General features: G+C 62.6%; 22 protein-coding genes. 7 read left to right on the top strand and 15 right to left on the bottom strand.

Features of this window, described 5'->3' with window-relative positions; translation table 11 throughout:
• Positions 1-118: 118 nt before the first annotated feature.
• Positions 119-871, bottom strand: a complete 753-nt coding sequence (locus C483_RS04025; protein WP_006652075.1) for a PHP-associated domain-containing protein — start codon at positions 869-871, stop codon at positions 119-121.
• 150 nt (positions 872-1,021) lie between these two features.
• On the opposite strand from C483_RS04025, the gene C483_RS04020 reads away from it, so the two are divergent.
• Positions 1,022-1,321: a DUF7565 family protein gene (locus tag C483_RS04020; protein WP_006652074.1), complete on the top strand. Its 300-nt coding sequence runs from the start codon at positions 1,022-1,024 to the stop codon at positions 1,319-1,321.
• A gap of 82 nt (positions 1,322-1,403) precedes the next feature.
• Here the strand turns inward: C483_RS04020 and C483_RS04015 are convergent, their stop codons facing one another.
• Positions 1,404-1,841, bottom strand: coding sequence for a transcription elongation factor Spt5 (locus C483_RS04015; RefSeq protein WP_006652073.1), 438 nt, complete (start codon positions 1,839-1,841; stop codon positions 1,404-1,406).
• Positions 1,841-2,020, bottom strand: a complete 180-nt coding sequence (locus tag C483_RS04010; protein WP_006652072.1) for a protein translocase SEC61 complex subunit gamma — start codon at positions 2,018-2,020, stop codon at positions 1,841-1,843. Before C483_RS04010 ends, C483_RS04015 begins: the two co-directional genes overlap by 1 nt.
• A 171-nt stretch (positions 2,021-2,191) precedes the next feature.
• Between C483_RS04010 and C483_RS04005 the strand changes: the two genes are divergently transcribed.
• Entirely contained in the window at positions 2,192-2,419 is a 228-nt protein-coding gene (locus C483_RS04005) for a hypothetical protein (RefSeq protein ID WP_006652071.1), read from the top strand.
• A gap of 72 nt (positions 2,420-2,491) precedes the next feature.
• Here the strand turns inward: C483_RS04005 and C483_RS04000 are convergent, their stop codons facing one another.
• Positions 2,492-3,448 (bottom strand): TIGR03557 family F420-dependent LLM class oxidoreductase, encoded by a 957-nt coding sequence (locus C483_RS04000; RefSeq protein ID WP_006652070.1) that lies wholly within the window; start codon positions 3,446-3,448, stop codon positions 2,492-2,494.
• Between the two features lie 91 nt (positions 3,449-3,539).
• Entirely contained in the window at positions 3,540-4,691 is a 1,152-nt protein-coding gene (locus C483_RS03995; protein ID WP_006652069.1) for a S1C family serine protease, read from the bottom strand.
• Positions 4,692-5,009: 318 nt separating this feature from the next.
• On the opposite strand from C483_RS03995, the gene C483_RS03990 reads away from it, so the two are divergent.
• On the top strand, positions 5,010-7,043 hold the full coding sequence (locus tag C483_RS03990) for a glycoside hydrolase family 15 protein (RefSeq protein WP_006652068.1): 2,034 nt from the start codon (positions 5,010-5,012) through the stop codon (positions 7,041-7,043).
• A 136-nt stretch (positions 7,044-7,179) separates the two neighbouring features.
• Here C483_RS03990 and C483_RS03985 read toward each other — a convergent pair whose 3' ends face one another.
• The 4 genes from C483_RS03985 to C483_RS03970 all read right to left on the bottom strand — a co-directional run bounded on the left by C483_RS03985 (position 7,180) and on the right by C483_RS03970 (position 11,872).
• Positions 7,180-8,418 (bottom strand): mandelate racemase/muconate lactonizing enzyme family protein, encoded by a 1,239-nt coding sequence (locus C483_RS03985; RefSeq protein WP_006652067.1) that lies wholly within the window; start codon positions 8,416-8,418, stop codon positions 7,180-7,182.
• A gap of 122 nt (positions 8,419-8,540) precedes the next feature.
• Complete coding sequence (locus C483_RS03980; protein ID WP_006652066.1) at positions 8,541-9,608, bottom strand: glucose 1-dehydrogenase; 1,068 nt, start codon at positions 9,606-9,608, stop codon at positions 8,541-8,543.
• A 386-nt stretch (positions 9,609-9,994) separates the two neighbouring features.
• Positions 9,995-10,642, bottom strand: coding sequence for a bifunctional 4-hydroxy-2-oxoglutarate aldolase/2-dehydro-3-deoxy-phosphogluconate aldolase (locus C483_RS03975; RefSeq protein WP_006652065.1), 648 nt, complete (start codon positions 10,640-10,642; stop codon positions 9,995-9,997).
• A 138-nt stretch (positions 10,643-10,780) separates the two neighbouring features.
• Positions 10,781-11,872, bottom strand: coding sequence for a TrmB family transcriptional regulator (locus C483_RS03970; RefSeq protein ID WP_006652064.1), 1,092 nt, complete (start codon positions 11,870-11,872; stop codon positions 10,781-10,783).
• Between the two features lie 157 nt (positions 11,873-12,029).
• On the opposite strand from C483_RS03970, the gene C483_RS03965 reads away from it, so the two are divergent.
• Positions 12,030-14,171: a hypothetical protein gene (locus C483_RS03965; RefSeq protein WP_006652063.1), complete on the top strand. Its 2,142-nt coding sequence runs from the start codon at positions 12,030-12,032 to the stop codon at positions 14,169-14,171.
• Between the two features lie 121 nt (positions 14,172-14,292).
• On the opposite strand, the gene C483_RS03960 is transcribed toward C483_RS03965, so the two are convergent.
• Positions 14,293-15,432, bottom strand: coding sequence for an ABC transporter ATP-binding protein (locus tag C483_RS03960; RefSeq protein WP_006652062.1), 1,140 nt, complete (start codon positions 15,430-15,432; stop codon positions 14,293-14,295).
• A 262-nt stretch (positions 15,433-15,694) separates the two neighbouring features.
• Here C483_RS03960 and C483_RS03955 point away from each other — a divergent pair, with 262 nt between their 5' ends.
• Genes C483_RS03955 through C483_RS03945 form a run of 3 tightly spaced genes read left to right on the top strand, consistent with a single transcriptional unit; the run spans position 15,695 to position 18,941 of the window.
• Positions 15,695-16,891: an extracellular solute-binding protein gene (locus tag C483_RS03955; RefSeq protein WP_193787497.1), complete on the top strand. Its 1,197-nt coding sequence runs from the start codon at positions 15,695-15,697 to the stop codon at positions 16,889-16,891.
• A gap of 38 nt (positions 16,892-16,929) precedes the next feature.
• Entirely contained in the window at positions 16,930-17,964 is a 1,035-nt protein-coding gene (locus C483_RS03950) for a carbohydrate ABC transporter permease (protein ID WP_006652060.1), read from the top strand.
• Positions 17,961-18,941: a sugar ABC transporter permease gene (locus C483_RS03945; protein WP_006652059.1), complete on the top strand. Its 981-nt coding sequence runs from the start codon at positions 17,961-17,963 to the stop codon at positions 18,939-18,941. Before C483_RS03950 ends, C483_RS03945 begins: the two co-directional genes overlap by 4 nt.
• A gap of 143 nt (positions 18,942-19,084) precedes the next feature.
• Here C483_RS03945 and C483_RS03940 read toward each other — a convergent pair whose 3' ends face one another.
• From C483_RS03940 to C483_RS03915, 5 genes are all read right to left on the bottom strand, one after another.
• Complete coding sequence (locus tag C483_RS03940; protein ID WP_006652058.1) at positions 19,085-19,411, bottom strand: hypothetical protein; 327 nt, start codon at positions 19,409-19,411, stop codon at positions 19,085-19,087.
• Positions 19,412-19,669: 258 nt separating this feature from the next.
• Complete coding sequence (locus C483_RS03935; RefSeq protein WP_006652057.1) at positions 19,670-21,880, bottom strand: alpha-amylase family glycosyl hydrolase; 2,211 nt, start codon at positions 21,878-21,880, stop codon at positions 19,670-19,672.
• Between the two features lie 46 nt (positions 21,881-21,926).
• Positions 21,927-23,165 (bottom strand): mandelate racemase/muconate lactonizing enzyme family protein, encoded by a 1,239-nt coding sequence (locus C483_RS03930; protein WP_006652056.1) that lies wholly within the window; start codon positions 23,163-23,165, stop codon positions 21,927-21,929.
• Positions 23,166-24,375: 1,210 nt separating this feature from the next.
• On the bottom strand, positions 24,376-25,704 hold the full coding sequence (locus C483_RS03920; protein ID WP_006652054.1) for an alanyl-tRNA editing protein: 1,329 nt from the start codon (positions 25,702-25,704) through the stop codon (positions 24,376-24,378).
• Positions 25,705-25,797: 93 nt separating this feature from the next.
• The gene (locus C483_RS03915) at positions 25,798-26,322 is read right to left on the bottom strand and encodes a helix-turn-helix domain-containing protein (RefSeq protein ID WP_006652053.1); all 525 of its coding nucleotides are present in this window, start codon (positions 26,320-26,322) and stop codon (positions 25,798-25,800) included.
• Positions 26,323-26,444 lie beyond the last annotated feature (122 nt).

The raw sequence follows: 26,444 nt of genomic DNA, 5'->3' as shown, positions 1-26,444 counted from the left end.
ACCGATCTCCTCTCGTACTCGAGTACTCCGTCTGCTCGGCACCCACTTCTCGCGCTCACACCGCGCATTCGTTCGGAAGAACAGGCTGTCTGTGGGACTTCAATCGGACGAACCGTGATCAGTACACCGCCGCGTCGTCGAACCGCCCGTCGTAGGCGATGTGGTCCGGATGCGTCGGCTCCGTCCCCGAGAGAAACAGCCGCTCCGCCTTCTTCCACGTGTTCTCGTACCCGAGATGGAGCAACTCCGCCGTCGTCGTCAGCCACCGGTCGAGCCCGTTCGAGCGGACAATCTGTCGTGGAGCGTCGTCCTCGAACGCCTCACAGAGCTCCGCCTCGGACTCGATCGCCGTCTCGAACGTCGTGTGGGCCACACCCACCGAACTCGGCAGGTGTGCATACGACGACGTGAACGGCGGCAACTCGAGTTCCTCCGCCAGCCGCCGCGCCCGTCGGTTGTGTGGCGGCAGGTGTTTCGGGTTGAAAATCTCGACGGCGTCGATCGTCTCACGGTACTGGCGCAGGTCGGCCGGCGAGAGACTCACGTTCAGGAAGTCTGGGTGCGGGGCGAGCACCGTCGCGTCCTGTCGGTCGAACTCGGTCATCACCGCCTCGAGTGTGATGAAATCCGGAACCGGCTCCTCAAGTCCGATCGCGAGGACGTGTTTGCGGTTGGACCAGGGGCCGGTGAACACCTCGCGACCGGGGACGACCAGCAGTTCGTCACTCGAGTACCGTGTGGCCGTTTCCCGAATCTCTGGCAGCCGTTGGAAGTGCGGTGCGTAGACGATCACGTCGAGTCCCGCTCGCGTGGCGCGCTCGACGACGGTTTCGTCGAGCACCTTCACGTGACAGTCGACCCGAGACGACACTCCATCACTCACGACTGCTCGTTTCACGACCGGAGAGTTATGAATTCTGATTCGCTATGGGGCCGGTCACTGGATTCGAACCTGTCTATTCCGTCACGTGTACTACGAAAAGACCATTAGGGCGGCCCGTCCAGTTCGACGCGAAGACGAATGGGAACGGGACTAGCCTGGGAATGCGAGATCGACGGCTGCGGCGACGTCTTCGGCGACATCGAGTCGGCTGTCACCCATCAGGCGACGGCACACGACCATCTCGAGTGCGAAATCTGTGACGCACTCGTTCCCGATGGGTATCTCGCGATTCGCCACACGTTCACGGAACACAGCCGCGCGGAGTACGTGCGCGCCTACGGTGCGAATTCGGCCGACGTACGCGAGCGCGAGGAGTTACTGGAGACAGTTGCAGATGTGGCTGATCCGGAGTCGATCGGCTCCGATGTGCAGGAGTAGTTATAATTCACAGATCAGAACGAACTGTCTGACTGGTAACTGGTGACTGACTGACGGAGACGCCGTCTCGCTCGTCGGCGCGCTATCGCTCGTCGGAGTCGAGCACGCGGATCTGGTCGCCGCGAACTGTCACCGGAATCGGGACCGTCGCCTCGTAGAGTTCGACCGTCACCTGATCCTTGCCTTCGTCGATGCGCTGGACCTGTGCCTTCTCGCCCTTGAACGGGCCGGCGATGAGTTCGACGATGTCTCCCTCTGCAATGCCCTCGACGTCCGGCTTTGGCGAGAGGAAGTGCTCGACTTCGGAAATATCGGACTCGCCGGGGACGATGCTGCGCGCGTGGGGGATGTCCTCGAGTACCCGGTTCAGGACGGCACTGCCCTCAGCTTCGACCATCACGTACGAGGTCAGCGAGTCAGGCGCGAGCGCGGCGTGAATCTCGGGTTCCTCGCGGTTGATGATCATCTCCGCGACGGTGCGCTCCTGGCTCGCCGTCGTTTTGACAGCGAATATACCCATTAGACACCACCAGTACCGGTCAGCAACAGCATGATGCCGCCGATGATGAAGCCGATGAATCCGACCAGTAGGATGCCTGCACCGGCGATCTTCGACACCTGAAGGAACTCCTGGGTGGTGGGTGTCGTCGCCATTTTCAACACCCGAACGTACGAGGTGAGATCGTAGGGAACGTCCATATTTGTCTGTTCACAACGCGGGGACTTTTATCTGTCTTTCGTGTTTTCCGAGCAATCGTCTGTGGTACTCGGCTGAACCCGCGTGTACTCGAGTACCGACCGCCGACAACAGCGACCCGACGTTGCACTCGACGGCCGGTCGTCCAAACGACCCGCGGCTGAAGTCGGAGTATGGCAGAAGACAACACCGATCGAGCAGACGAGTACGAATCAGAGCGCAAGGCGGAGATCGAAGACGAACTCGAGCGCATCGACCGCGATCCGGACGAGGTCGACGAGGGGAGTACCGACGTTGGGTCCCAGAGCGCACCGAGGCGGGACGAACGTGGCGAGCAGGACGAGCAGGAAGGCGAGGAAGGTGAGGAGGCAGCCGAACTCGAGAAGGAGACTGAAGAGTAGCGAGCCGACTGCTTCGTGGCGGGCCGACCGTTTCGTGGACCGTTTTGTGGGCTGTGTTGGCAGTAGCCCGTCTCAGTCGATTTCGGGAATGACTGCTTCCTCGTAGAACTCGATGAACTCGGCCTGATTCGAGCCGATCTGGTGGATCGCGATGTGATCGAAGCCGGCGTCGACGTACTCCTGAATCGTCTCGATGTGCGCGTCGGGATCTGGCCCGCAGACGACGAGGTCGGCGATGTCCTCCTCGGAAACGGCCTCGGTCGCCTGCTGGAAGTGAGCGGGTGTCGCGAGTTCCCAGAGCAGTTCGCCAGGAAGCGCCGCCTGCGGCCAGATTTCGTGGGCGGTTTCGATAGCTTCCTGCTCGTCTTCGGCGTAGCAGACATCGATCTCAGCGTATCGCGGCTTGTTCTTGCCGCCGCCGTCTTCGAACGCCTCGACGAGTTCTTCGTCCGGCGCGACGGCCACGAGTCCGTCGCCGATCTCGCCCGCTGCGCGTGCCGTTTTCGGCCCGTCGGCCGCAATCGGAATCGGCGGCAGTTCGTCGGGCAGCGTGTAGAGGCGCGCGTTTTCGACAGTGTAGTACTCGCCGCGGTAGCTCGTCGTTTCTCCTTCCCAGAGGGTGCGGATGAGGTCGACGGCTTCGCGGAGCATCTCGAGTCGAATCGCGTGTGGCGGCCAGCGGTCGCCGAAGACGTGCTCGCTCAAGTTCTCGCCGGTGCCGACGCCGAGGAAGAACTGGCCGGGAAGCTGGACGCCCGCCGTCGCGGCCGCCTGTGCGATGAGTCCGGGGTGGTATCGAATGATCGGACAGGTGATGGACGTGCCGAGCCGGAGGTCGTCGGTCGCCTGCGCGATTGCGCCGATGACGTTCCAGACGAACGGGCTCTCGCCCTGCGTCGAGGTCCAGGGGTGGAAGTGGTCCGAGATCATCGCGAACTCGAACGCGGACTGGTCGGCCAGGGTGGCGTACTGGGTGAGGTCGGTCGGGCCGTGCTCCTCGCAGATGAGTTTGTAGCCGAGTTGTGTCATGGGTGGTGTGGAGTTTTGTCAGTTCTGGTGGTGGCTGTCGGATCCGGTGATGATCTGCTCGTCCTCGTCTGTCAGTCGTCCGTTGCCGTCGCTATGGGAGGTCGACATCCGGTCGCTCCTCGAGTGTCACCTCCACCTGCTGGGACTCGCCCTCGCGGATGACCTCGAGTTCGACTGTTTCGCCGGGGGTCGTCTCGAGTGCCAGGACGGAAGTCAGACGCGCCTCGTTCGGGATGTCTTCGTCACCGATCGAGACGATCACGTCGCCACCGATCGGGACGGGGTCGCCGTCGATCATTGTCTCACCGTCGATCGGTTCGAGGACACCGTCTGCCGGCGAATCGGGGACGACTTCGGAGACGAGAACGCCGCGGGCTTCCTCGAGGTCGTTCGCCTCGGCAACCTGCGGTCCGACCGCCGAGACGCCGATCCCCATGTATGGGTGTTCGTACTCGCCGTCTTCGACGAGTGCCGGGATGACGCGGTCTGCGAGCTGTGCGGCGATTGCGAAGCCGATGGTCTGGCCGGCACCGGCGAAGACGACGCCGAGGACCTCGCCGTCCAGCGAGACGAGCGGGCCGCCGCTGTTGCCCGGGTTGACCGGCGCATCGGTCTGGATCGCGGCCGGAATGGCAAAACCGGTCGGGCTCGGCAGTTGGCGGTCGAGGCCGCTGACGATTCCCTGGGAGAGCGAGGCGTCGAGTCCGAGCGGGTTCCCGAGGACGAGGGCCTCCTGGCCGATCACCGGGTCGTCAGCCGTAAACGAGAGTCCGTCCGTGATATCCGGGAGGTCATCAACGGCGATCGCGGCGAGGTCGCTGTGACTGTCGGTGCCGACTACCTCGCCTTCGCGCCACTGTTCGTCACGGAACTGGAGTTCGACGGTGCTGGCTTCTCCGACGACGTGGGCGTTGGTGACGACGTGATCGCCGACGACGAAGCCGGAACCGATGCCGCCGGGGTCGTCGTCGAACGGATCGTCCGAGCCGACGACGGTCACCAGCACGACGTCGTCGATGATATCGTCGTAGACGTCAGCGTAGGGGCCGCCGGCGTCGAACGGATCGTCGCTGTCCTCGCCGTTCTCGTCGTCTGCGGTGTCGTCCTGCAGTCTGCGTGTCGCCACTCTATCAGCGCCGCCGGTGCCGACACCTGCTCCGGCGCTGATCCCGACGACTGCGGCGCTGCTGCCCGCTCGAAGGAGTCGCCGCCGTGAGAGTTCGTGCTGTCGTTGTCGTCCCATCGTAGACGTTCCACCGTGACGAGGGCCATAAAACGCCGGCCAGCACGCCATTGTTCTCACTCTCTTGGATGCCCGATAACTCGTGTAGGCGCTCGTTACTCGCCACACCCGGCCGCTGCTGGCCGACATTTATGCGCGTGAACGGTGACAACACAACGGGTCACTGACTCTCCGCGACCGCTGGAACCTCGCCTAACCGTCATCACCCCACACCCACACCCTACCCACACCCCACCTGGCCGCGGTCCCCTCGGTTCGCCTCCCACCCCAGGCACCGAAACACGGGCACCGTGCCAGAGTTTCCACGTGAACACAACGATGGAACACGAGTATCCACCCCTTCGCGACTACGGCAGTATCGGCAACGACGACCGGTGTGCACTGGTCAGCCGAGCCGGTTCGATCGACTGGTGCTGTTTCCCCCACCTCGAATCGCCGAGCGTCTTCGCTCGCGTTCTCGATGCGGACGACGGCGGACACTTCACCGTGTCACCAGTGACTGACGACTACGAGTCGAGCCACCGGTATGCAGACCGGACGAACGTCCTGCAGACGATTTTCGAAACGGAGAGCGGTCAGGTCACGGTCACCGACTTCATGCCGATCCGGAACGGTAACGACGCTACGCAGCGGACCGACCAAATCGGTTCGGACTCCCAGCACGCAGACGACCAGCACCCACAGCCACAACACGCCATCTACCGCCGACTCGAGTGCGACCGCGGCTCGATGGCGTGTCAGGTCGTCTTCGAACCCCGACTCGAGTACGCGCGAGTGACGCCGACGTTCGAGGCGGTCAGGGATGGTATTACGGCGAGGCGGGAAGGTGGCGAGGGGGCGGACACTGGCGGCACCGAAGACAGCGACGATGAAGACGACTGGCTCGACCAGCGCCACCAGCCAGTCCACTACGTCGGCGACGCCGACCTCGAAATCGACCACGAGGAAGCGCGAGCGACCGGGACCGTCTCGCTCGAGGCCGACGACACCTGCTGGGTCGGCGTCCAGTACGGTGGCCGGGAGCCAGCACAACCGGAGTCACCGTCGTATCAGGAGTGGCTCGACGAGACCAAACGGTACTGGCGCGAGTGGATCGGCGGCCGGGACGGCGCAGCGGACTCGGTTCCGGAGCGCTGGCACGAGATGGTCGTCCGCGCAGAACTCGTCTTGAAACTCCTGATTCACCACGAGACGGGGGCGATTCCGGCTGCAGCGACCACGTCGATCCCAGAGAAAATCGGCTCTGATCGCACCTGGGACTACCGGTACAACTGGATTCGCGACGCCAAGTTCACCGTCCAGGCGCTGCACGATACGGGCCACCGTCAGGAAGCCAGGAACTACTTCGACTGGTTCGTCGGCATCGCGACGGACCATCCCACCGAGATTCGCCCGCTGTACGGACTCCACGGCGAACACGACGACGATCTCGACGAACGGACGCTCGATCATCTCGCCGGCTATCGCGACACGGGTCCGGTTCGGGTCGGCAACGGTGCCGCATCACAGCTCCAGCTCGACGTCCACGGCACGTTCGTTCAGGCCATCTACGAAACCGTCCAGTTCGACGAGGACGCCGGACTGAGCGAGGACAGCTGGGACGCCGTCATCGAGAGCATCAACTACGTCTGTCGCAACTGGGACCAGCCGGATGCCGGCATCTGGGAGTTCCGCGAGGAACATCGTCACTTCCTGCACTCCAAACTGCTGTGCTGGGTCGCGCTCGACCGCGGCATCGCGCTGGCCGAGGAAAACGACTTCGACGCGCCGCTCGAACGCTGGAGAGACACGCGCGACGAGGTTCGTGAAGCGATCGAAACGCGCGGCTACAGCGAGGCTGCCGGCAGTTTCGTCCAGCACTTCGAAAGTGACGAGGCGGTCGACGCGACGGCACTCCTGATCCCAATCTACGAGTTCCTCCCGCCAGAGGACGAGCGCGTCCAGTCGACCATCGACACCGTCCTCGAGAAGCTCGCGACCGACGACGGGCTCGTCGTGCGCTTCGTGGATACCGACGTGCGGGAAGACGAGGAGGAGCCCTTCCTGCTCTGTTCGTTCTGGCTCATCGACGCGCTCGTCCTCTCGAACCGACTCGAGCTCGCGACGGAGTACTTCGAATCGGTACTCGAGTACGCCTCGCCGCTCGGGCTGTATTCGGAGAAGGTCGACCCCGATAGCGGTCGACTGCTCGGAAATTTTCCGCAGGCGTTCTCGCATCTGGGGTTGATCAACAGCGTGAGTTATCTCGCGCGGGCGATGGATGCTGATGGGGACGTATCACCCGAGGATTTCCATCCGGAGAACGTGGAAACGCTGTTTCGGCGGGGTAACGAGGATGTCGTCACTGACTGAGCGCTCTGGTGCTGTTCCGATCTCAGTCGCTGTGTTCGTTCGATGTGGTTTCGTCTCATCTAGCGAGCAGCGAGCAACGAATAGCAAATAGCGACTAACTAACAGCGAACAGCAAAGCGGTTCCAGCGTGCCGGTGTTACGCTTCGTCGAACAACTCCTCACCCTCGACCATGTGCTCCTCGACAGTATCCAGGTCGAGGGTAACACCGAGTCCCGGCTCCTCGGGAATCTCGATGTAGCCGTCCTCGATTACATCCTCCTCGACGAGATCCGACCACCACTCGAGTTCGTAGGAGTGGTACTCGACGGCGAGCGAGTTCGAGATGGCCGCGCCGACGTGGGCGCTGGCCATGGTTGCGACGGGTGAGGCGACGTTGTGCATCGCGACGGGGACGTAGTAGAGGTCCGCGAGGTCGGCGATTTTCCTGGTTTCGCGCATCCCGCCGACTTTCGGCATGTCGGGGGCGATGATGTCGACCGCTTGCTCTTCGAGGAGGCGGCGCTGGCCGTGTTTGCGGTAGACGTTTTCGCCGACGGTGATTGGGGTGGTCGTCGACTGGGTCACTTCGCGCTGGACATCGTGGTTCTCCGGCGGGACGGGGTCCTCGAGCCACCAGACGTCGTACTCCTCGAGTCGCTTTGCGAGACGCTTGGCGCTGCCACCGGAGAACGTCCAGTGGCAGTCGAAGGCCACGTCGGCCCGCGAGCCGACGCGTTCCGTGATGGCTTCGACGATCGAGGCCTTGTGTTCGATCTCGGGCTTGCGAAGATGGCGGTTCGCGCGGTCCTTCTCGTGACCCGAAGGGACGTCGAGGTCGAATTTGAGGGCGTCGTAGCCGAGGTCTTCGACGACGCGTTCTGCCTCGTCAGCACACGCAATCGGGTCAGCCTCGTCCTCGGTGTGACAGTCGCAGTAGACGCGGACCTCGTCGCGGTACTTGCCGCCGAGCAACTGGTAGGCGGGAACCTCGAGAATCTTGCCCGCGAGGTCGTGCAGTGCGACCTCGATTCCCGAAATCGCCGTCACGGTAACGCCGCCGATCGAGCCCTCGCCGGACATCTTCTGCACGAGGTGTTCGGTGAGCCGGTCGATGTCGAGTGGGTTCTCGCCACGGAGGAAAGGCGCCATCCGCTCGATGAGTTCCGGCGCGCCAGCACCCCAGTAGGCCTCGCCGGTGCCGACGATGCCCGCGTCCGTGTAGATTCGGACGAGTGTCCACGGGAAGTTGCCGTCGATCATCGTCGTCTGCACGTCGGTAATCTCGACGTCGCGGCCGCCGCCGCGCTCGCGTGTCACGCCCATCGTCTCCGCCGAGAGCTCTCGCATCGTGTACTCGGCGTTCGGATCGTGGAGCCGCGTGTAATCTACACCCATGGAATGAATACTTACACCTATGATAGTAATAGTTTTGCATCCGGTGCGTGCGAACGCGCCTCGACGGTCTGTGTTTCCGAGTCGCCCGTTGCAGTGCAGGCGCTCAAACGAACACTCCAAACTCAGACGCCGTCGAACTCGATCGCAGTCTTGACGACCTCGTCCCCCGCGTCGAAGGCGTCCCGATAGTTCTCGAGGTCGTACACTCCGGCCGCGAGTTCCTCGGTGAACCAGTCTGGAAGCTGTGCGAGCGTGTCGATCGCGGCCTCGAAGTGCCCGCGGTGGGAGTTGACCGTCCCGAGCAGCGCCTTGTTGTGCAAGACGAGTTCCCGATGGAGCCGACCGCCGTCGACTTCGAACTTCCAGGGCTCTGGCACTCCAAGCAGAACACCGACCCCGTTCGGCGCGAGCGCCTCGACCGTTTCGAAGGCGTGCTTTGCGTGTCCCGTCGCCTCATAGACCAGGTCGACAGCCTCGTGTTCGGCCGGAATCTCTGCAACCGGCGTCTCTCGTGAGTCGACGTAGGTACCGCCCAGCTCCGAAACCAGTTCGACCGTCGGGTGCGACCGATCCCGGCGACCCAGACAGTAGGTCCGGTCGAACTCGAGTACCGACTCGAACATCGCGAGGGTGATGAGCCCGAGCGGGCCGTTCCCGAGGACGAGCGCCGAGTCGGGTTCCCACTCGAACGCGGATCGGCTCGCGACGGCGTGCTCGAGTGCTTTCTCCGTGATACTGATCGGTTCGACGAGGAAGCCAAGCGGTGCGAGTTCCGCGGGAATCGGGACGAGGTACTCCGCGGGACTGGTGAAGTACTCGGCCATAAAGCCGTGTGCGCCGACGATTCCACGCTCGACGTACTCGCCGCTTGGGGCCATGTCGGGCTCGCCGCGGTCGAAGAACTCGTTGGTCTCGTCAGGTCGCCGACGCACGGTCGGCACGACGAACTGGCCGGACTCGAGTGCCGTCCCGTTGGGATCCTCGACGACGCCGACGGCTTCGTGGCCGAGGACGAGCTCGTCCGCTCCGTCGGGGAGATCGCCGTGGTGGCCCGCGATCACCTCGTGGTCGGTGCCGTCGATACCGACGCGCAGCGTCCGGACGAGGGCTTCGCCTGGCTCGGGATCGGGGCGTGGCCGCTCGACGAGAGCGGGTTGGCCGGCCCCTGGGTCGACAGCGATCGCTTTCATACTCGACCAACGGGACCAGTGGAATAAAAATTTACCCTTCCAGTAGTAAACTTCTGAATAACGCGGTCTGACCGTCAGTACCTATTCGGATTCCGACAGAGATGCACCCCTCGGCGAACATCAGGTACAACTCTCAGTCGTCGGCTGGAGGCACTCTCGGACCAGTCTCTCAGGCGATCAAGCTAACCGGTTGCTGCATCAGTCGTACTGACTCGACTGCTGTTCGAACAGCTAGTCGGTGTATCGGACCCAATACAGTACAGTCACTGTTAGCACCGTCGCCCGCGACGGCTTGCAGCACTAATTTTTGTGGCAAGCGCTGCCACTGGCGGCCATATTGTGAACAGTGGTCCGGGACCAGCAGTAACTACCGTGGGTGTCGACTACTACCGGGCGTCCTCGACCGCCTCGACGAACGTCTCGGCGGTTTCGCGGACCTGCTCCATGTCACCGCGTTCGATGGCCTCGTCGTCGAGAATCGCACCGCCCGCGCCGACGGCGACCGCGCCCGCGTCGAAGAAGTCCGCGACGTTGTCGGGCGAGACGCCACCCGTTGGAATAATACCTACATCGCCGAGCGGGCCGCTGAGTGCACCGATGTGACCCGGCCCGACCGTCGAGGCGGGGAACATCTTCAACAGATCCGCGCCGGCTTCCATCGCCGTGACGGCCTCGGTCGGCGTCATGACACCCGGTGCTGCAAGCACGCCGTGGCGGTTGCACGTCCGGACGACCTCGGGACTGGTGTGTGGCGAGACGACGAACGTCGCGCCCGCGTCGATTACCGACTGTGCCGTCGCAGCGTCGAGGACAGTTCCCGCGCCGATGACGGTGTCGGTGTCCGCGAGTTCACGATCCACGTCGGCGATCATCTCGGCAGAACGGGTTCCGTCGGCGGTGATCTCGAGTGCCTCGACGCCAGCATCGGCGAGGGCGCGTGAGACGGAGACGATCTGGTCCTCGCTGACGCCGCGCAGGACGGCGATAACGCCGCTCTCGACGATTCGATCCTCGGTGGTTCGTTTGTCGGTCATTGGGTGTCTCCACGTGGGCCCGACGGATAGTTTTCACCGGGCTGGTCGTTTCGGACGGACGTATTACGGAGTGCATCTCTACACATCGACTCCGTCTTTCTGGCCACTCACCAAGAAATTTACTCACAGGCGACTCTATTACTCGCCGCTCAGTTCGCGGAGCGTCACCGACTCGGCCTCGAAGTCCTCGAGGAACGCGCCGGTTCCGCCGATCGTGTAGCGCTCGGCCTCTCCCGCGCTCTCGTCTGTCACCTCGATCGTGAACGAGTTCTCGATCGGAACGGACGACGTTTCCGGGCGAACGAGACTCTGACGCACGTCGACGACTCGGCCGGTGAGCGTCCCCGGGGCGGTCGAGGTGTCTCCGTCGCCAACGGGAGTTCCCGACACCGTTGCTTCGAGCGCCGTGTCCGTCGCGCGGTGAAGTGCGATCTGAAACACCGCGTTCCGGAATCCGTCGTAGGTCTCGGGCAGCGCCCGCGGGGTCGTCACGTAGCGCTCCTCGGCGGTCGGCCAGTAGTTCGCCAGGAACGAGCCCGCGAGCACCGGCACGAGCTGTTCCTGTGAGAGCGCGATCGCGCGCGTATCGCTCGTCGAACTCGTGAGCAACTGGCTCGGCGCGAGCAGGCCGTGCTGGCGGTCCACGGTGAGCATCGTCGGCACCAGCGCGTCCCACGTCCGCACCGTACTCGCCGCACCCGCAAGTGAGGCGATATCCTGTTCGTCGCCGCCGGTCGCACCGAGCAGGAGGAGCACGAGCACGCCGCGGTCGACGGTCTCCTCGAGTGTCGATCGAATCTGGGGGAGGATGCTGACGGGAATCGAGAGCGTCACCTCGGTGTCGGCGCTCGCGAGCAGTTCCTCGAGTCGCTTGACGACGGTCTGGCGGGACTTGATCACCTCGAACTGCTCGCCGGTGCGTTCGGTTGCGGTATAGCGCTCGCGGAGTTCGGGCTCGATGTCTTCGACGCTGCGGGTGAGCCGGTCGACGACGGTTTCGGGATCGACGGGTCTGATCACGGTCGGGACGGCATGGTCGTCGACCTCCACGAAGCCACGGTTCTCGAGTTCCTCACTGATGCTGTAGACGTAGCGCTTCGAGACGTCGGCGGCGTCGGCGATGGTACTCGCCTTCGACGCGCCGTGGTCGAGAATCGCGAGGTAGGTGTCGATTTCCTTTTCGGAGAGTCCGAACCGTTCGAGGAGGTCGGCGAGCCCGTCAGTATCCATGAGTATACAGTACTTCACGGATTGCGACGGTGCGTGAAAAAGTTTCACGGTTGCGCCGGGCTCGCAAGCCGGTTACGGCCTCCACGCGGGAACTCGAAAAGTGAGATTACATTTTACAACAAACTTTAATCGGTGGGGGTTGTAGTCGTCCGTCACGATGAAACTTCACAGCGCCCTGAACGACGTCAAGCGCTCACGGGGTGACGACCGCCGATTCCCCGGCGAGCGCCGGTCGACGACGGGTCGCTTCTCCGGCTTCGACGACAGGCTCGTCCACGTCGCACCGAACGGCGCGCTCAGTGACTACTCCTACCCGCTCTCGGGACTGGTTGGTATCGACCACTCGCGGTTCGGTCTCGAACTCGACGACACGCTCTACTGGCTCGACGAACCGGGCGACCAGCGCTACGTCGGTGAGACGGCGCTCGTGGAGACCACACACGAGGTCGACGGCCACACACTTACCCAGTACGACCTCACGCTCGGCCGCCTCCATCTCACCCACTTCTCCCTCTCTACCGACGACGAGCGCGACGACACCGACCCGGACGCAACCCTCTACGCCTGCGTCGCCTTCGCCCCCGAAGACCGCGTCAGCCGCATCGGCCAACTACTCCACGGCGACGCCGTCGAAGTCCACCACGACCGTGAACACGACTTCCTGACCGCCGCGACCGACATCGAGGTCACCGGACAGATTCCCGCGACATTTTCGGAGCTACTCGAGTCCGAGCCGACTGAACTGCCTCGCGGTGAGGACGACGGCCGGTACGAGGAGGCGCGACTGAGCCCGATCACACTGGCCGAAGTCGAGCTCTCGGGATCGGATGCCTCGACGACCGTGGCGACGTTACTCGCCGATTCGGAGGCGGGTGAGGAGTCACGAACTGGCGCGCTCAAACGCGCCCGCGCCGGCGCTGCGGAGCACGCAACTCGCGATGCACTCCTCGAGGCGGCCCAAGCGCAGGCCGAAACCGCGTTCGAGGGCGTTCGAGCGGCGACAGACGACGCCGAAACCGTCGATATCGCCGATCCGATCGCCGACTTGCGGGCGCTGCGTCTGCTTCGTGCACCGACCGGCGCGCGCATTGCCGGCCCCGAATTCGACCCGTTCTACCGCTATTCGGGCGGCTACGGCTACACGTGGTTCCGGGACGACGCCGAAATCGCCGGCTTCCTGCTCGCGGCCGACCGGCGCGCCGGCCTCGGACTCGAGCAGTGGCACCGCCAGAGCGCACACTTCTACACCACGAGCCAGCTCGCAGACGGCACCTGGCCCCACCGCGTCTGGCCGCGAAACGGACGGCTCGCACCCGGCTGGGCACACGGCCGCGTCGAGGAGGCCGCTGATTCGACGGACTATCAGGCTGACCAGACCGCGAGCGTCGCCGCCTATCTCGCGACGTACCTCCGCACCGTCGACGCCGACGACGAGCAGGTCCGCAAGGCGCTCGTCGCCGCACTCGACGGTCTCGACGCGACGCTCGCCGACGACGGCCTGCCGGAACGCGTCCAGAACGCCTGGGAGAACATGACCGGTCGGTTCACCCACACCGCCGCGACGTTCCTCGAGGCCTACGCGGCGATCGCCCGCGCCCCCATCGCAGACGAGCACCGTGAACGCGCACGGGACCGGGCTCGCACCGTCTACAGCGCACTCGACGACCTCTGGGTCGCTGACCGCGGCTGCTACGCGCTCCGACTCGACGACGGCGACCTCGACGACCGCCTCGACGGCAGCACCTTCGCGCTCGCTGCGGCCCACCGCGAGTTCGACGTACTCGAGCGTGACCAGTCAGACACAAGCGGAACTAGCGAACATGCTGGCGGCGTCGGCGTTGATGCTGACCGACTCGCCCGGCTGGTAACCCACATCGAGACGACCATCGACGGGCTCTACCGCGATCCCGAGGGGCCACTCGAGGGCGTCGCTCGCTTCGAGGACGATCCGTGGCGCGTCGACGAGCAGGCCGACGCGAAGATCTGGTCCGTGACGACGGCATGGGGCGCACACGCCGCGGCCGAGATGGGGGCGCTACTCGCCGCACACGACCACGAGGCCGCCTCGCGGTTCGACGAGCGGGCACGGGAGCTACTCGCGCTCGTCGAGCCGGGCGGACAGCTCCGCCGCGACGGGGAGTACCTTCCAGAGCAGTTCTTCGACGACGGAACGGCCGATAGCGCGACACCGCTTGGCTGGCCGCACGCGTTGCGACTCGCGACGGCGGCGGAGCTAGCGACGGTCGAGCAGGAGCCGGCGTCAGCGATGAACTCGGATTGCGCGCCGGTACAGGACTGACTGGGTCTCGGCGTTCGTGGTTCCGGTGACTCGTCGCTGCGCGGTTGGCAGACGATTCGAACAAAGAACGCTTCGTCTTGCGGGTTTCTTGACGGAGATCTCGGCTCGCCGGCCCGTCCCGTTACGGCGCTGTCGCCGGCTGGGACTCCGGATCGCGACCGAGGATTTCCGCGCCGGTTTCGATGTCGAACAGGTGGATGTCCGACTCGTCGAAGGTGATCGAAACCGTCTCACCGGCTTCGAGATCGACGTCGGATGGCACGCGAGCGATGAACTCCGGGCCGACGTCGAGATGGAGGAAGTTGTCCGACCCGACCGGTTCGACGACGTCGACACCGGCCGAGATCGTGTTCGACGGCTGGCCGCGTGCGATTTCGACGTTCTCCGGTCGAATACCCAGCGTGTAGCGGTCCATGCCGAGTGCCGCGTCGTTCGCGGTGGCGTACGCTGCGGACAGCGTAAACGAAAAGTCGCTATCGGTGTCGGTTAGCTGGAGGCCGTCGCTGACCTGATCGACAGTGACATCGATGAAGTTCATCGACGGCGAGCCGATAAAGCCGCCGACAAACTTGTTCGTGGGGTTCTCGTAGACGTCAGTCGGTGCACCCTGCTGTTGCAGTTCGCCGTCGTTCAGGATGACGATTCGGTCACCCATCGTCATCGCCTCGTGCTGGTCGTGTGTGACGTAGACCGCCGTAATACCGAGTTCGTCCTGCAGACGCTGGATCTCGGCTCGCATCGTCGTTCGGAGTTTGGCGTCCAGATTACTCAGCGGCTCGTCGAACAGGAACAGGTCGGGCTCTCTGACGATTGCACGACCGAGTGCGACGCGCTGTTTCTGTCCGCCGGAGAGCTCGTCGGGCTTGTCCTCGAGTAAGGTTTCGATATCCATCATCTCGGCCGTCTCGACGACGCGCCGTTCACGCTCGTCCGCGTCGAGGTCGGTACTCATCCGGAGCCCGAACGCCATGTTCTCGAAGACGGTCTTGTGCGGGTACAGCGCGTAGTTCTGGAACACCATCGCGACGTCCCGGTTCTTGGCGTGGACATCGGTAACGTCCTCGTCGCCGATCTCGATCCGACCGCTGGTTGGCTCCTCGAGTCCGGCCAGCATTCGAAGTGTCGTTGTCTTCCCACAGCCGGAGGGACCGACGACGGTCACGAACTCGCCGTCCTCGATTTCGAGGTTCAGATCGTCGACCGCGACGACCGTTCCAACGTCGTATTCCTTTCGGAGCGATTCGACCCTGACACGTGCCATTTCCGTGTTCGTTCGGTGAGCGAACATAAAGTCCTTTCCCAAAATCAGAGATGTTAGAAGAAATATTACACCACTAATTACAGTTCGATGGGTTGTGAGCTGGACTGAGTCGCTGTGTTCATCCGTCTCCGTTTCCGACGAGTAGCCAGTCCGCGCGCACGAAACGGGCGTATGCGGGTCGCTTTCGGTCGACAACCCGGGATACTGGATCCTAACAATTAAATATATGAAGATATAATTCATCACTGTTTCCACCATGCCAATGCAACGCAGGCAAGTCCTCGCGGGGATCGGGGGGGCCACGATGCTGACGGTCGCAGGATGTCTCGGCGACGAAGACCAGGGAACGACGCTCTGGAACGAGTTCGAGGACGCCGAAGAGGAGACGCTCGAAGAGCACCTCGACGCGTTCAACGAGGGTCGTGACAACGAACTCAACGCGGACAACATCGCCGATATGGAAGACCAGCTCGAGACGGCGATTCCAGCCGGTGACGGCCCTGAAACGTTCGCGTGGGCACACGACTGGCTCGGCCGCTACCACGACCAGGAGTTCGGCTACGACGCCAGTGGCGATCTGAATCTCGACCTCGAGAGCGAGTTCACCGCCGACGCCGTCGACGCAGTTCAGTGGGAGGGTCACACCTACGGCCTTCCCTACGCGTCCGAGACGGTGACGCTCATGTACAATCCGGATCTGGTCGACGAGCCACCGGAGACACTTGAGGAGATGGTCGAGATCATGGACGACTACCACGACCCTGCCAACAACCAGTGGGGACTCTCGTACCCACCGGTCGACCCGTACTTCGTTAGCGGCTTCTTGCACGCGTTCGGCGGTCGAATCTTCCACGAGGACACCGGCGAACTCGGCATCGAAGACGACGAGTTCATCGAGGGTCTCGAACTGCTTCAGGAGAACCTCTGGGAGTACGTGCCGTCTGATCCGGAATACGGGTCACAGATGGCCCCGTTCAACGACGGCAACGCGCCGTTCGCGATCAACGGACCGTGGCAGGTCGGTGGCTTCCGTGACGCCGGTGTCGACGCGACGCTCGCGCCGTTGCCGGATGTCGACGGCGGTTCGCCGACCCCCTACACGGGCATTCAGGTCTGGTACTTCACCTCGGGACTCGACGGCGCAGACGAGGAGACACTCGAGACGACCATCGACTGGGCGGAGTGGTACACGACCAACGAGGACGTGATCGTCGACAACGCCGAGCGACACGGCCTGATCCCGGTCCACCAGGAGTACGCAGAGAGCGACGATCTCGGTGAGGACGTCGATACCTTCGTCGAGACCGTCGAGATGGGAACGCCGATGCCGGCCGACCCACGGATGGACCTCGTCTTCACGCCACTCGAGGAGGCACTCGAGCGCGTGTTCAACGAGAGCGAAGAGCCGGCCGAAGCGATGGAAGCGGCAGCCGAAGAGATTCGCGGTCGCTGGGACTAACCGTCGCCGGTCCCAGCTGTAGTTAGTACCTTCACGCCATGTCTACGTCACTCCTCGATCGCGTGTCTGCGGAGAGTCAGCGATTGCTCCCGTTCGATACGCGCAACCTCAACCTGTTTGGGCTCTTGCTCGTCGCACCGGGTGCGGTGTTGTTCCTGTCGTTCATGCTGTTCCCGATCGCGTTTCTGGTCTATCTCTCGATGACCGACGCGACCCACGCAGGAACGGTCATCGGTGGCGACACGAACTTCGTCGGGTTCGACAACTACGTCGACCTCTTCACCGATAGTCAGTTCTGGACGTCCTTCGGGATAACCTGGCTGTTCCTGGCAGTGAGCCTGGTAATCAAGATCGTCGTCGGACTCGGCCTCGCGATGTTACTGACACATGCTCGCGTCGTCGGAAAGCGATACATGCGAGCGATCGTCATCATCCCGATGGGGCTGCCGGCGATTTTCATCATCACCGTCTGGCGCGGGATGTTCAGCGGTGCCAGATTCGGTCCGTTCAACGAGCTGTTAGCGACGTACAACAGCGCCGTCACGACGCTTGCAGGCGTCGTCGACCAGGCGCTGTTCTTCGTCGCCGTTTCGGTGCCGGAGTTTCTGCTCGTGGACATGCCAGTGAGCTGGCTCAGCGGTCGCTGGAGTGCATTTATGGCATACGTCACGACGGAGGTCTGGCTGGCGTATCCGTTCATGGTGATCATCATCGTGAGTGCGCTGCAGGACGTTCCAATGGAGCTACACGACGCAGCCAAGGTTGACGGTGCGGGGTACCTCCACCGATTCGTTCACGTGACGCTTCCAGCAGTCAAGCGGCCGGTCATGTTCGCGTCGATCCTGACCGCCGCGACCTCGTTCCAGCAGTTCCTCATCCCGTGGATCTTCAACTCGGGTGGTCCGTCACGCCAGAACGAGTTGCTCATCGTCTACGGCTATCGGGAGGCAATCGAACTCAATCAGTACGCCTACGCGTCTGCAATTATGGTCACCGCAATCGCATTCGTTGGTCTGTTCATGTGGCTCGCCGTCAGAAAGGGCAACCTCGCTGAGGGGGTGGATTCCGCATGATCGCGGTCGTCGCCATCCTCGCGAACGTCATCAGCGTGCTCACGACCTGGGCACACGAGAAGGTGACCTGGCCGATGCGGGCCGCCAGAACGGTCAGACTGACCCTCGAACAGGTCCGAACCGGAAAGCGAAGCGTTCGTGATCTCGCCAAGACAGTGGCCGGGACCGGCGGTGCGATTGCCGTTCTCGTCGTGCTTATGTTCCCGATCTACTGGATCTTCACGGCCTCGCTCTCCGAAGGTGCGGGACTGATGAGCACCGAGGGCGTCTTCGCGGATCCGTCGACGTACAATCTCGATGCCTACCGCTGGGTGCTGTTCGAGTCGTCGTTCACGGACGCGCTGCTCAACAGCCTGATCGTCGTCTTCGTGACCGTCTCGGTCTCGATGTCGGTCGTCATCCCCGGCGCGTACGCACTCTCACGCCACGAGTTCCGCGGCCGGAAGAAGATCCTCTACGGCTACGTCCTGTTCACGCAGGTCGGTGCGGGCCTGTCGATTGCGACGCTCATCGCACTCTATGTCTTGTTCGTCAACTTCGGCCTGAGTAACAACCTGCTCGTGCTCGGGTTGTTCTACGCCGCAGGCGCGATTCCGTTCAACACGTGGCTACTCAAGACGTTCATGGACAACATTCCGGTCTCCTACGAGGAGGCTGCCGTCATCGACGGTGCGGGACGCTGGGAAGTCATTCGCGAGGTGATCTTGCCGCTCTCGAAGCCCGGTATCGCCGTCGTGTTGGTGTTCACCTTCCTCGCAGGCTGGAACGAGTTCATCGTCGCGCGAACGCTACTCAGTCCGGAGAACTACACGCTCTCGGTCGAACTCTACGCGCTCGCGACGGCCGGCCAGTACGACACGCCGTGGACTCAGTTCTCGGCGTTCGCGATCCTGTTCGCGATGCCCGTCGCGCTGATTTACTTCTTCGCCCAGAGCTACGTCGAGAGCGGGCTCTCGTTTGGCGGGATGGAAGGCTGATCGGGCCGTACTCACGCTCTGTTTCTTTCCCGATCGCTCCCTCTCTGTGATCGGCTTTTCGTCGACGCAAACGCTGTCGGATATCTGATCGAAACGGACTCTATTTGCCGTACCGCTGACCGTAGTGGCTGGTTTTGCGAAACTCAACCGCAGACAGATTGGTCAAATACAAAATAGGTGTCGTTCTCCTCACGCGACGCTCGTATCTCTGCTACGAATACATCCGTACTGTTCTCTCTGCCCATACACATCACTCGAAATCCGCTCTCCGCAGATTCACCGCTAGAGAGTTCAAGATCGATAGTGAACCGGTCGTCAGTACGTGCTTCGACGAATTCGTCTTCCCGAATCACAGTTGCTTCGCCTGTTGGCTTTCGTTCACCGATTTCATAGGATTCACTCAGTACTGTCTCTCCCTCGTGCTCCGAGAGCGTAACAGCAACGTGCTGTGTCTCCTCTGTAACGTTCATGAGTTGGAACGCAACAGGACCAGCTCTGTTGATAGAGGGGCAGCCAGCACCCCATGCTGTCACCCCCGTGCTAATCATCGCTAGAGCAGTTCGACGGTTCATATCAATCATTCTCAACTGATAGACGATGATACTAATCCGTACTGGTCTAAGAACAAACTACTGAGGCGGGTGACCTCCAGCAATGGTACACTCTATGTGCTGATTCAGCGACCGTGCGATGAAATCGAGGCCTCAGATTCGCGAACCGAAACAGACCTACTCCGTAGCCGAACCCTCGGACTCGAGTACCACCGCCGAATCGACAGTCACTGTTCGCTCCCAGTCGGACTCGTCTCCGTCGCTCTGGCTGACGACCTGTGCACCGGAGAGCAGATCCGGACCCGACACGCGCTCGTTCACCCGCACCGTCGTCGGCTCCGGGCTGAAATTGAGGACGATGAGAACACGCTCTGGCCCGTCCTCGGCGTCCGTTTGATCCGACTGCACCGCCCGGTCCGCCGTCGATGCGTCACGCGCGTACGCAACTGCATACTTTGTCGATGCCTCGTACGACACCCGCTCGAGTGCCGCCGCGCGCTGGAGCGCCGGCACCGACTGACGAAGGTCACAGAGCTGGTGGTAGTACTCGAGTAGCGCCGCATCGAACGCACCCCAGTTCATGGGTTCGCGGCGCTCGGTGAGACCGGTTTCCTGACCGTAGTAGAGCATCGGCGAGCCGGGAAGTGTGAAGGTGGCGGCGGCAGCGGCCTGCTGTGCGTCGCGGCCGTGTTCGGTGAGGAAGCGGTCGGTGTCGTGGTTTTCGACGTAGAGGAGCCACTCCGAGTCTGGGTGTGTGCCGCGGCGGGCACGTTCGTCGACCGCGTCGAGGATCGCGCTGGCGCCGTCGCTGGCGTCGACGGACATGTCGGAGAAGGTGTCGGCGACGGCGTTTTCGGTGTCTGTGTCGCTGTTTTCTGCTTCTGCTTCCGCTTCTCTGCGCCATCCTTCTTCATTACGTCCGGTACCGCCAGCCCCATCTGCAGACACAGCCGCCGCGGCAACCGACTCGAGTGTATCGTGCAACACGTCGTCGTGATGCATGTGGAATCGGCCGCCACCCATCTCGACATCCGAGGGGATGGTTTCATCGAGCAGGAAGAACTCCGCGTCGTACCGGCGCAGTCGATCGGAAACCTCTGTCCAGAAGCCAAGCGGGACGCCCCAGGCAACGTCTGTGCGGAAGCCGTCGACCAGCGGTGCCCAGAAGTCGATCACCTCGAGTAAGTACGCGCGCACGGCTGGGTTGCTGTGATCGAGGTTCGGGATGCCATCCCAGCCGAAGTAGGTGTCCGCATCTCGCTCCTCGAAGTCCTCCCAGCGGTACCAGTCGCGGTAGCGCTCGTGCTCTGGATGGGAGTCGTCGACGGCGGCCTCGTAGAACGGATGCGTATCCCCGGTGTGGTTGATCACCAGGTCGAAAACGACCCGGATGTCGTGGTCGTGGCAGGCATCGACCAGCGCCTCGAAATCGGCCAGCGTGCCCAGATCCGGGTCGACCTGAAGGTAATCGTCCGTGTGATAGCCGTGCGGGCCGCCCTGGCTGTCCGGCGTGCCGAAGCCGCGGTCCGTCTCGAGCATCGGCGTGAGCCAGAGTACGTCGACACCGAGGTCGGCAAGGTGATCGACGCGATCCGCGATCGTCTCGAAGGTCGGGTCGTCCTGGTCTGGAAACCGACGCGTGAAAATTTCGTAGACGACCGCGTCTTCGACCCAGGACGGCGGTTCGAAGGGGCGTTCGAGTTGGACACCGTCAGCGCCGGGTTCTGAATCGAGTTCCACTGCGTCAGGAATCGAATACCGGCCGTCGTCGGTGACCGCAACCGCATAGACGCGAACGGGGTACTCGAGTTCCTGCTCGACGAGTTCGGCGGTGCGAATCCCGTTCCGGTCGTCCAACTCGAGTGCGCTCCGATCGTCGATGTAGTATTCGACGGTCAGGTCGGTTTGGGTTTCGTCGTCCGCTGTTGCGTCGCTGCCCGCCAGTTTCGTCGTCGCCGCAAACTGGATTCGATTGGGATTCCGATTCGGATCCGAATCCCGATCCGTGTCGACGGTCGCCTCGAGTCGGACCTGCGGACGCGGCTGTCCGCTCTTGTCCGCCTGCTGCGGAAACGCACGAACCGTGAGTTCGTGCTCGCCGTCAGGGGCCTCGAGAACGAGTGTGTACTCACCGGGAACGTCGGGGACGAACTCCGCGATTGGCGCGTCGGTGGGGGTAGCAGTGGACTCTTCGGGTGCGTCTGCGACGTTCCAGACGAACTCGCCATCTGGATTCCGATCGAGATTCCACGGTGCGAGTTCGTCGCGCGTCTCCATCTCGTCGCCGTTCGGGTTGATCAGTCCCTCGCCGACGGTGACAAAGCGGGGCGGGCCGGGATGGTGAGAGCCGTCGCCGCTTTCGATCCTGTCAGTGTCTTCACGAGCCATACCTCTGATACGCACGGCGATTGTATAATTATGGTGTACTATTACATCACGTCTCGTCGAAGAGTTCCTCGCCGTCGACCATACGCTCCGCAACGGCGTCCATGTCCAGTGTAACGCCCAGTCCCGGCTCCTCTGGCACCTCGATGTAGCCGTCTTCGATCACGTCCTCCTCGACCAGGTCTTCCCACCAGCCGAGTTCGTAGGAGTGGTACTCGAGTGCAAGCGAGTTCGAGATCGAGGCGGCGACGTGGACGCCGCCCATCGTCGCGATGGGGGAGGCGACGTTGTGCATCGCGACGGGCATGTAGTAGAGGTCTGCGAGGTCGGCGATCTTCTGCGTTTCTCGCATCCCCCCAACTTTGGGCATGTCGGGGGCGATGATGTCGACGGCTTGCTCCTCGATGAGTCGGCGCTGGCCATGGGTTCGGTAGACGTTCTCGCCGGCGGCGATCGGCGTCGATGTCTGGTGGGAAATCTCGCGCTGGACGTCGTGGTTCTCCGGCGGAACGGGATCTTCGAGCCACCAGACGTCGTACTCCTCGAGCCGTCTGGCAAGGCGTTTCGCGCTACCGCCGGAGAACGTCCAGTGGCAGTCGAAGGCCACGTCTGCGCGTGAGCCGACGCGGTCGGTAACGGCCTCGACGATGCTCGCTTTGTGCTCGATTTCGGGTTCGCGAAGGTGTCGATTTGCCCGGTCCTTCTCGTGTCCGGAGGGCACGTCGAGGTCGAATTTGAGGGCGTCGTATCCCAGGTCGTCCACCACACGCTCGGCTTCGTCCGCGCAGGCGATCGGGTCCGCTTCCTCCTCGGTGTGGCAGTCGCAGTAGACACGGATCTCGTCGCGGTACTTGCCACCGAGCAGCTGGTACGCCGGTACGTCGAGCACTTTGCCGGCCAGATCGTGCAGCGCGATTTCGATCCCCGAGATTGCCGTTACAGTCACCCCGCCGATCGAACCCTCACCGGACATCTTCTGGACGAGGTGTTCGGTGAGTCGGTCGATGTCGAGCGGATTTTCGCCACGGAGGAAGGGTGCCATGCGCTTGATGAGTTCCGGCGCGCCCGCGCCCCAGTAGGCCTCACCGGTGCCGACGATGCCCGCGTCGGTGTAGACCCGAACGAGCGTCCACGGGAAGTTGCCGTCGACCATCGTCGTCTGCACGTCGGTGATCTCCAGATCCCGATCGCCACCACGCTCGCGTGTTATGCCCATCGTCTCCGCCGAGAGTTCGCGCATCGTGTACTCGGCGTTCGGATCGCGAAGCTGTGAGTAATCGATTCCCATCGGGGCGTGTACACCGATGACGGGCATAATGCTGGGGGCACAGCGCTCGGCTCGTTGACACAGTCGTCTCGCAGACCACGAAACCGGATCTGAACCCAGGTCTGCACTCAAACACAAACGGTCTTATTGAAATACTCAATCGGTGATAAACTCCCGCTAGCTTGCTGAATACACAGCGCGAATGTCCCACGTGCTCAGAGCCGATCTGTGAAGGGGAGTGCTCGATCAGTGTAGCGTTTGTCTTGGATGGGACAACAGCTGTGTTTAGGACCCGTCAGCGCCGCCAAATATGGCTAGAGGTATCAACAGAAAGAGTACCCCGAACCCGAGTGCGAAAACGACTCGGCGTTCTCGCTGCCCATATGGGTCCGCATCGTTGGCCTTCCAGCTAATCGGTCGGTCAGAATCTCGCGATTGTTTTCGAAGTTCCCGGACCGCCCAGATGACGTAACTGAACAGTGAGATTACTACGCAGGCCCACGAACCGAACCCTACAATCAGGGTGGGATGGGACAGTGGCATTTCTGCCCCGTCTGGCGACTGCACCGCGAATGCGAAGAGTCCGAAAAACGAGAGAACAAACAGACCCACTCCAGTGGCAGCTATCGTACCAAACACTTGTCCGAGAGTGTCAAACCGAAGACGAGATGTCAACCGCTCGCCCTCGTCGCCGGAGGTGGATTGTTCTTCCATGCAATATTGTTAAATCTCTCAACTCTCTAGCTAAAGCATTCCGAATAGTATATCGCAGATAAGAAGACGAATAAGAGCTATGTCACAGACACCGTCGCTGTTTCGATATCCGCTCTTCCGTTGGGGAATCGCCGTACTTGATGCCGTTATGATCGCAGCAATAGGATTTTTCCTCGTCGAAGATGAGACACTCCAGTTGGGTATTTATGCCGTTGCTGCTGCTGGTCTCATACTCACGCCTTTACTATTGAAACGGACAGTCCCAGAAGAATAGTCGTGCTTGGTGGAGGACTATTGGCCCATTGAACCCAGGTGATGACTGGTTTCAATAGACTGAGTACGCACGTTTAGTAAGGGGGATAGTTCACCAATGTAGGGTGAAAACAATCGAAGTCATCGTGTTGCACTCCCCCGCCTCTGTATTCAGCAGTCACCTCTTGTTATCTGCTGAGGATTTTAACAGATCTACACAAACGTAAACGCAGACCCAGACTCAAACTAAAACTGAAGCCCAAACCTACTGTAACTCGACCGACTCGAGTACGTCCCGAATCTCGTCCTCGTCTGGCAACTCGGCGAAGCCGCCGGCCTGTGCGAGCGCATCCGAGCCGCCGCCACCACCGCCGAATTCGGCCGTCAGGGCGTCGATCACCGCGCCAGCCGAAATCGTCTCCTGTGCGTCTTCGGCCACGCTTGCGACAGCGTACGGTGAGCCAGTCGCACCCGCAATGACGACGACGGCCGCACGCTCTCCCGCCGCTTCGCGCGCGATTTCGCCTGCGTCGTTCGCGTCGACACCTGCGCTCTCGCCGCCTCTTCCGACCGCGACAGCCAGCCACTCGAGTCCGTCCCGTTCGAACGAGTCGGCGGACTCGAGTTGGCGCTCGACCAGGTCGCGCTGGAGTGTCTGCACCTCGGCGGCGAGGTCGTCGCGTTCGTCCTGGAGACGTGCCAGTTCGTCGCCGACCTCCTCGAGGGGAACGCCGAGTTCCTGGCGCGCGGTGAGCACGACAGCCTTTTCCTCGCGCCGGCGGTCGATAGCCGTCGGGCCGACGCTGAACTCGACGCGCGTCATGCCTTCGCCGGGGTTGGATCGCCCGAGGACGGTGACGGGGCCGATTTCGCGCGTGTTGCGGACGTGCGTGCCGCCGCAGGCGGCGACGTCCCAGGGCTCGGCCGAGCCGTCGGTGCTCGTGGTCACGGTCGGCCCAGCAGACGATCTATTTCGCGTGCGTGTACCGTTGCCGCCATTCTCGTCCGCGCCGCCGATCGTGACGATGCGAACGCGCCCCTTCTGGAACGCGCCGTCCTCGGTAGCCTCGTTGAACGCGATATCTTCGCGTTCGCGCGCGTCGGCGACCGGGATGTCTTCCCAGGAAACGGGCCGGGACTCCCAGACGGCTCTGTTCACCAGCGAGTCGAGTTCGAGCAGCGTCTCGTCGTCGAGTTCACTGGTCGTCTCGAGGTCGACGCGCACCTTCTCCTCGCCGATGTCGAAGCCGCCGTAGCCGAGGTCGTCGAGGAGCCGGCGACCGGCTCCGTAGAGGGCGTGGCTGGCCGTGTGTGCGCGCATGCAGTACATCCGGAACGACCAGTCGATCGAACAGAGGACGCGCTGGCCGGCCCGGAACGACGGCTCCTCGGCCAATACGTGGACCTGCTCGCCGTCCTCGAGCTGGACATCCTCGACGGCGACGCTGTCGATTGTTCCGCGGTCGGCCGGCTGGCCGCCGCTCTCGCCGTAGAAGTAGCTCGTCTCGAGCCAGACTCGTCGGCCGTCGATCGCCGTCACTTCGGTCTCGAACCGCGTGGCGTACGGCTCCGCTGCCGCCCGTTGCCCACTCATCGGTCTCACTCCGTCGCGCGGTACTAAAAAGCTGCTCGCCGATTGCGGATGATACCCCGCTCGGTCTCGAGTACTCCCGATCTCCTCCGCCTCTCACTCAGCCAGTTCGATATCGAGGTGCTCCTCGAGTGCATCGATCAGCCCGCCGCCGATGCCGGCCTGTGTTGCACGGCCCTGTTCGACTGCGAGAAGGTCCTTTTCGGGGACCTCGAGCTCGTCTGCGAGTTCTGAGCGCTGGAGGCCAGCGTCCTGGCGAGCGTCGATGAGTTTGTCGCCGTAGTCCGAAACGAGGTACGGCAGCGGGTCGTCGTCGTAGTTCGTGCCGTCTTTCTCCCAGTGCTCGGAGTCGCCGTCCCAGACCGGGTTCGCCTTCGCGACGTTCTGGGCGGCCTTTTTCTTGCGGCTCGGTTCGTCCTGCGAGTGCGAGCCGCCTGAGTCCTGCGAGGAGCGTCGGCGACTCGACGTTTGCTGGGTATCGTCGTGAGGTGCACAGTCGGGACAGACCTCGAGTTCCGCGCCGGCGACCGACGCCAGCCGCAGGGAGTCGCTTTCGGCACCACAGAGTTCGCAGTTCGTCCCGCCACCGCCGCCGGACGAACCAGTCGAGTATTTAGCCATGGTATGCTTTGGCAATTGTGCCATTTGAAATCTCCGTTCCAATCGGTCCCGTGTGACCTCACCGCAGACGCAAGCACAAAGGAAAGGGCTTTTATAATCACACTGGATACGATTGAGTGCAG

The organism is Natrialba hulunbeirensis JCM 10989 (assembly GCF_000337575.1).
GTDB classification, from domain to species: Archaea; Halobacteriota; Halobacteria; order Halobacteriales; family Natrialbaceae; genus Natrialba; species Natrialba hulunbeirensis.
Note: the sequence above shows the minus strand (reverse complement) of the source record. Positions and strands in the feature narration are given on the sequence as shown.

Coding starts and splice junctions, on each gene's coding strand:
- C483_RS04020 (WP_006652074.1), top strand. CDS start 1,022: ATGGGAACGGGACTAGCCTGGGAATGCGAGATCGACGGCTGCGGCGAC.
- C483_RS04015 (WP_006652073.1), bottom strand. CDS start 1,841: ATGGGTATATTCGCTGTCAAAACGACGGCGAGCCAGGAGCGCACCGTC.
- C483_RS04010 (WP_006652072.1), bottom strand. CDS start 2,020: ATGGACGTTCCCTACGATCTCACCTCGTACGTTCGGGTGTTGAAAATG.
- C483_RS04005 (WP_006652071.1), top strand. CDS start 2,192: ATGGCAGAAGACAACACCGATCGAGCAGACGAGTACGAATCAGAGCGC.
- C483_RS04000 (WP_006652070.1), bottom strand. CDS start 3,448: ATGACACAACTCGGCTACAAACTCATCTGCGAGGAGCACGGCCCGACC.
- C483_RS03995 (WP_006652069.1), bottom strand. CDS start 4,691: ATGGGACGACAACGACAGCACGAACTCTCACGGCGGCGACTCCTTCGA.
- C483_RS03990 (WP_006652068.1), top strand. CDS start 5,010: ATGGAACACGAGTATCCACCCCTTCGCGACTACGGCAGTATCGGCAAC.
- C483_RS03985 (WP_006652067.1), bottom strand. CDS start 8,418: ATGGGTGTAGATTACACGCGGCTCCACGATCCGAACGCCGAGTACACG.
- C483_RS03980 (WP_006652066.1), bottom strand. CDS start 9,608: ATGAAAGCGATCGCTGTCGACCCAGGGGCCGGCCAACCCGCTCTCGTC.
- C483_RS03975 (WP_006652065.1), bottom strand. CDS start 10,642: ATGACCGACAAACGAACCACCGAGGATCGAATCGTCGAGAGCGGCGTT.
- C483_RS03970 (WP_006652064.1), bottom strand. CDS start 11,872: ATGGATACTGACGGGCTCGCCGACCTCCTCGAACGGTTCGGACTCTCC.
- C483_RS03965 (WP_006652063.1), top strand. CDS start 12,030: ATGAAACTTCACAGCGCCCTGAACGACGTCAAGCGCTCACGGGGTGAC.
- C483_RS03960 (WP_006652062.1), bottom strand. CDS start 15,432: ATGGCACGTGTCAGGGTCGAATCGCTCCGAAAGGAATACGACGTTGGA.
- C483_RS03955 (WP_193787497.1), top strand. CDS start 15,695: ATGCAACGCAGGCAAGTCCTCGCGGGGATCGGGGGGGCCACGATGCTG.
- C483_RS03950 (WP_006652060.1), top strand. CDS start 16,930: ATGTCTACGTCACTCCTCGATCGCGTGTCTGCGGAGAGTCAGCGATTG.
- C483_RS03945 (WP_006652059.1), top strand. CDS start 17,961: ATGATCGCGGTCGTCGCCATCCTCGCGAACGTCATCAGCGTGCTCACG.
- C483_RS03940 (WP_006652058.1), bottom strand. CDS start 19,411: ATGAACGTTACAGAGGAGACACAGCACGTTGCTGTTACGCTCTCGGAG.
- C483_RS03935 (WP_006652057.1), bottom strand. CDS start 21,880: ATGGCTCGTGAAGACACTGACAGGATCGAAAGCGGCGACGGCTCTCAC.
- C483_RS03930 (WP_006652056.1), bottom strand. CDS start 23,165: ATGGGAATCGATTACTCACAGCTTCGCGATCCGAACGCCGAGTACACG.
- C483_RS03920 (WP_006652054.1), bottom strand. CDS start 25,704: ATGAGTGGGCAACGGGCGGCAGCGGAGCCGTACGCCACGCGGTTCGAG.
- C483_RS03915 (WP_006652053.1), bottom strand. CDS start 26,322: ATGGCTAAATACTCGACTGGTTCGTCCGGCGGCGGTGGCGGGACGAAC.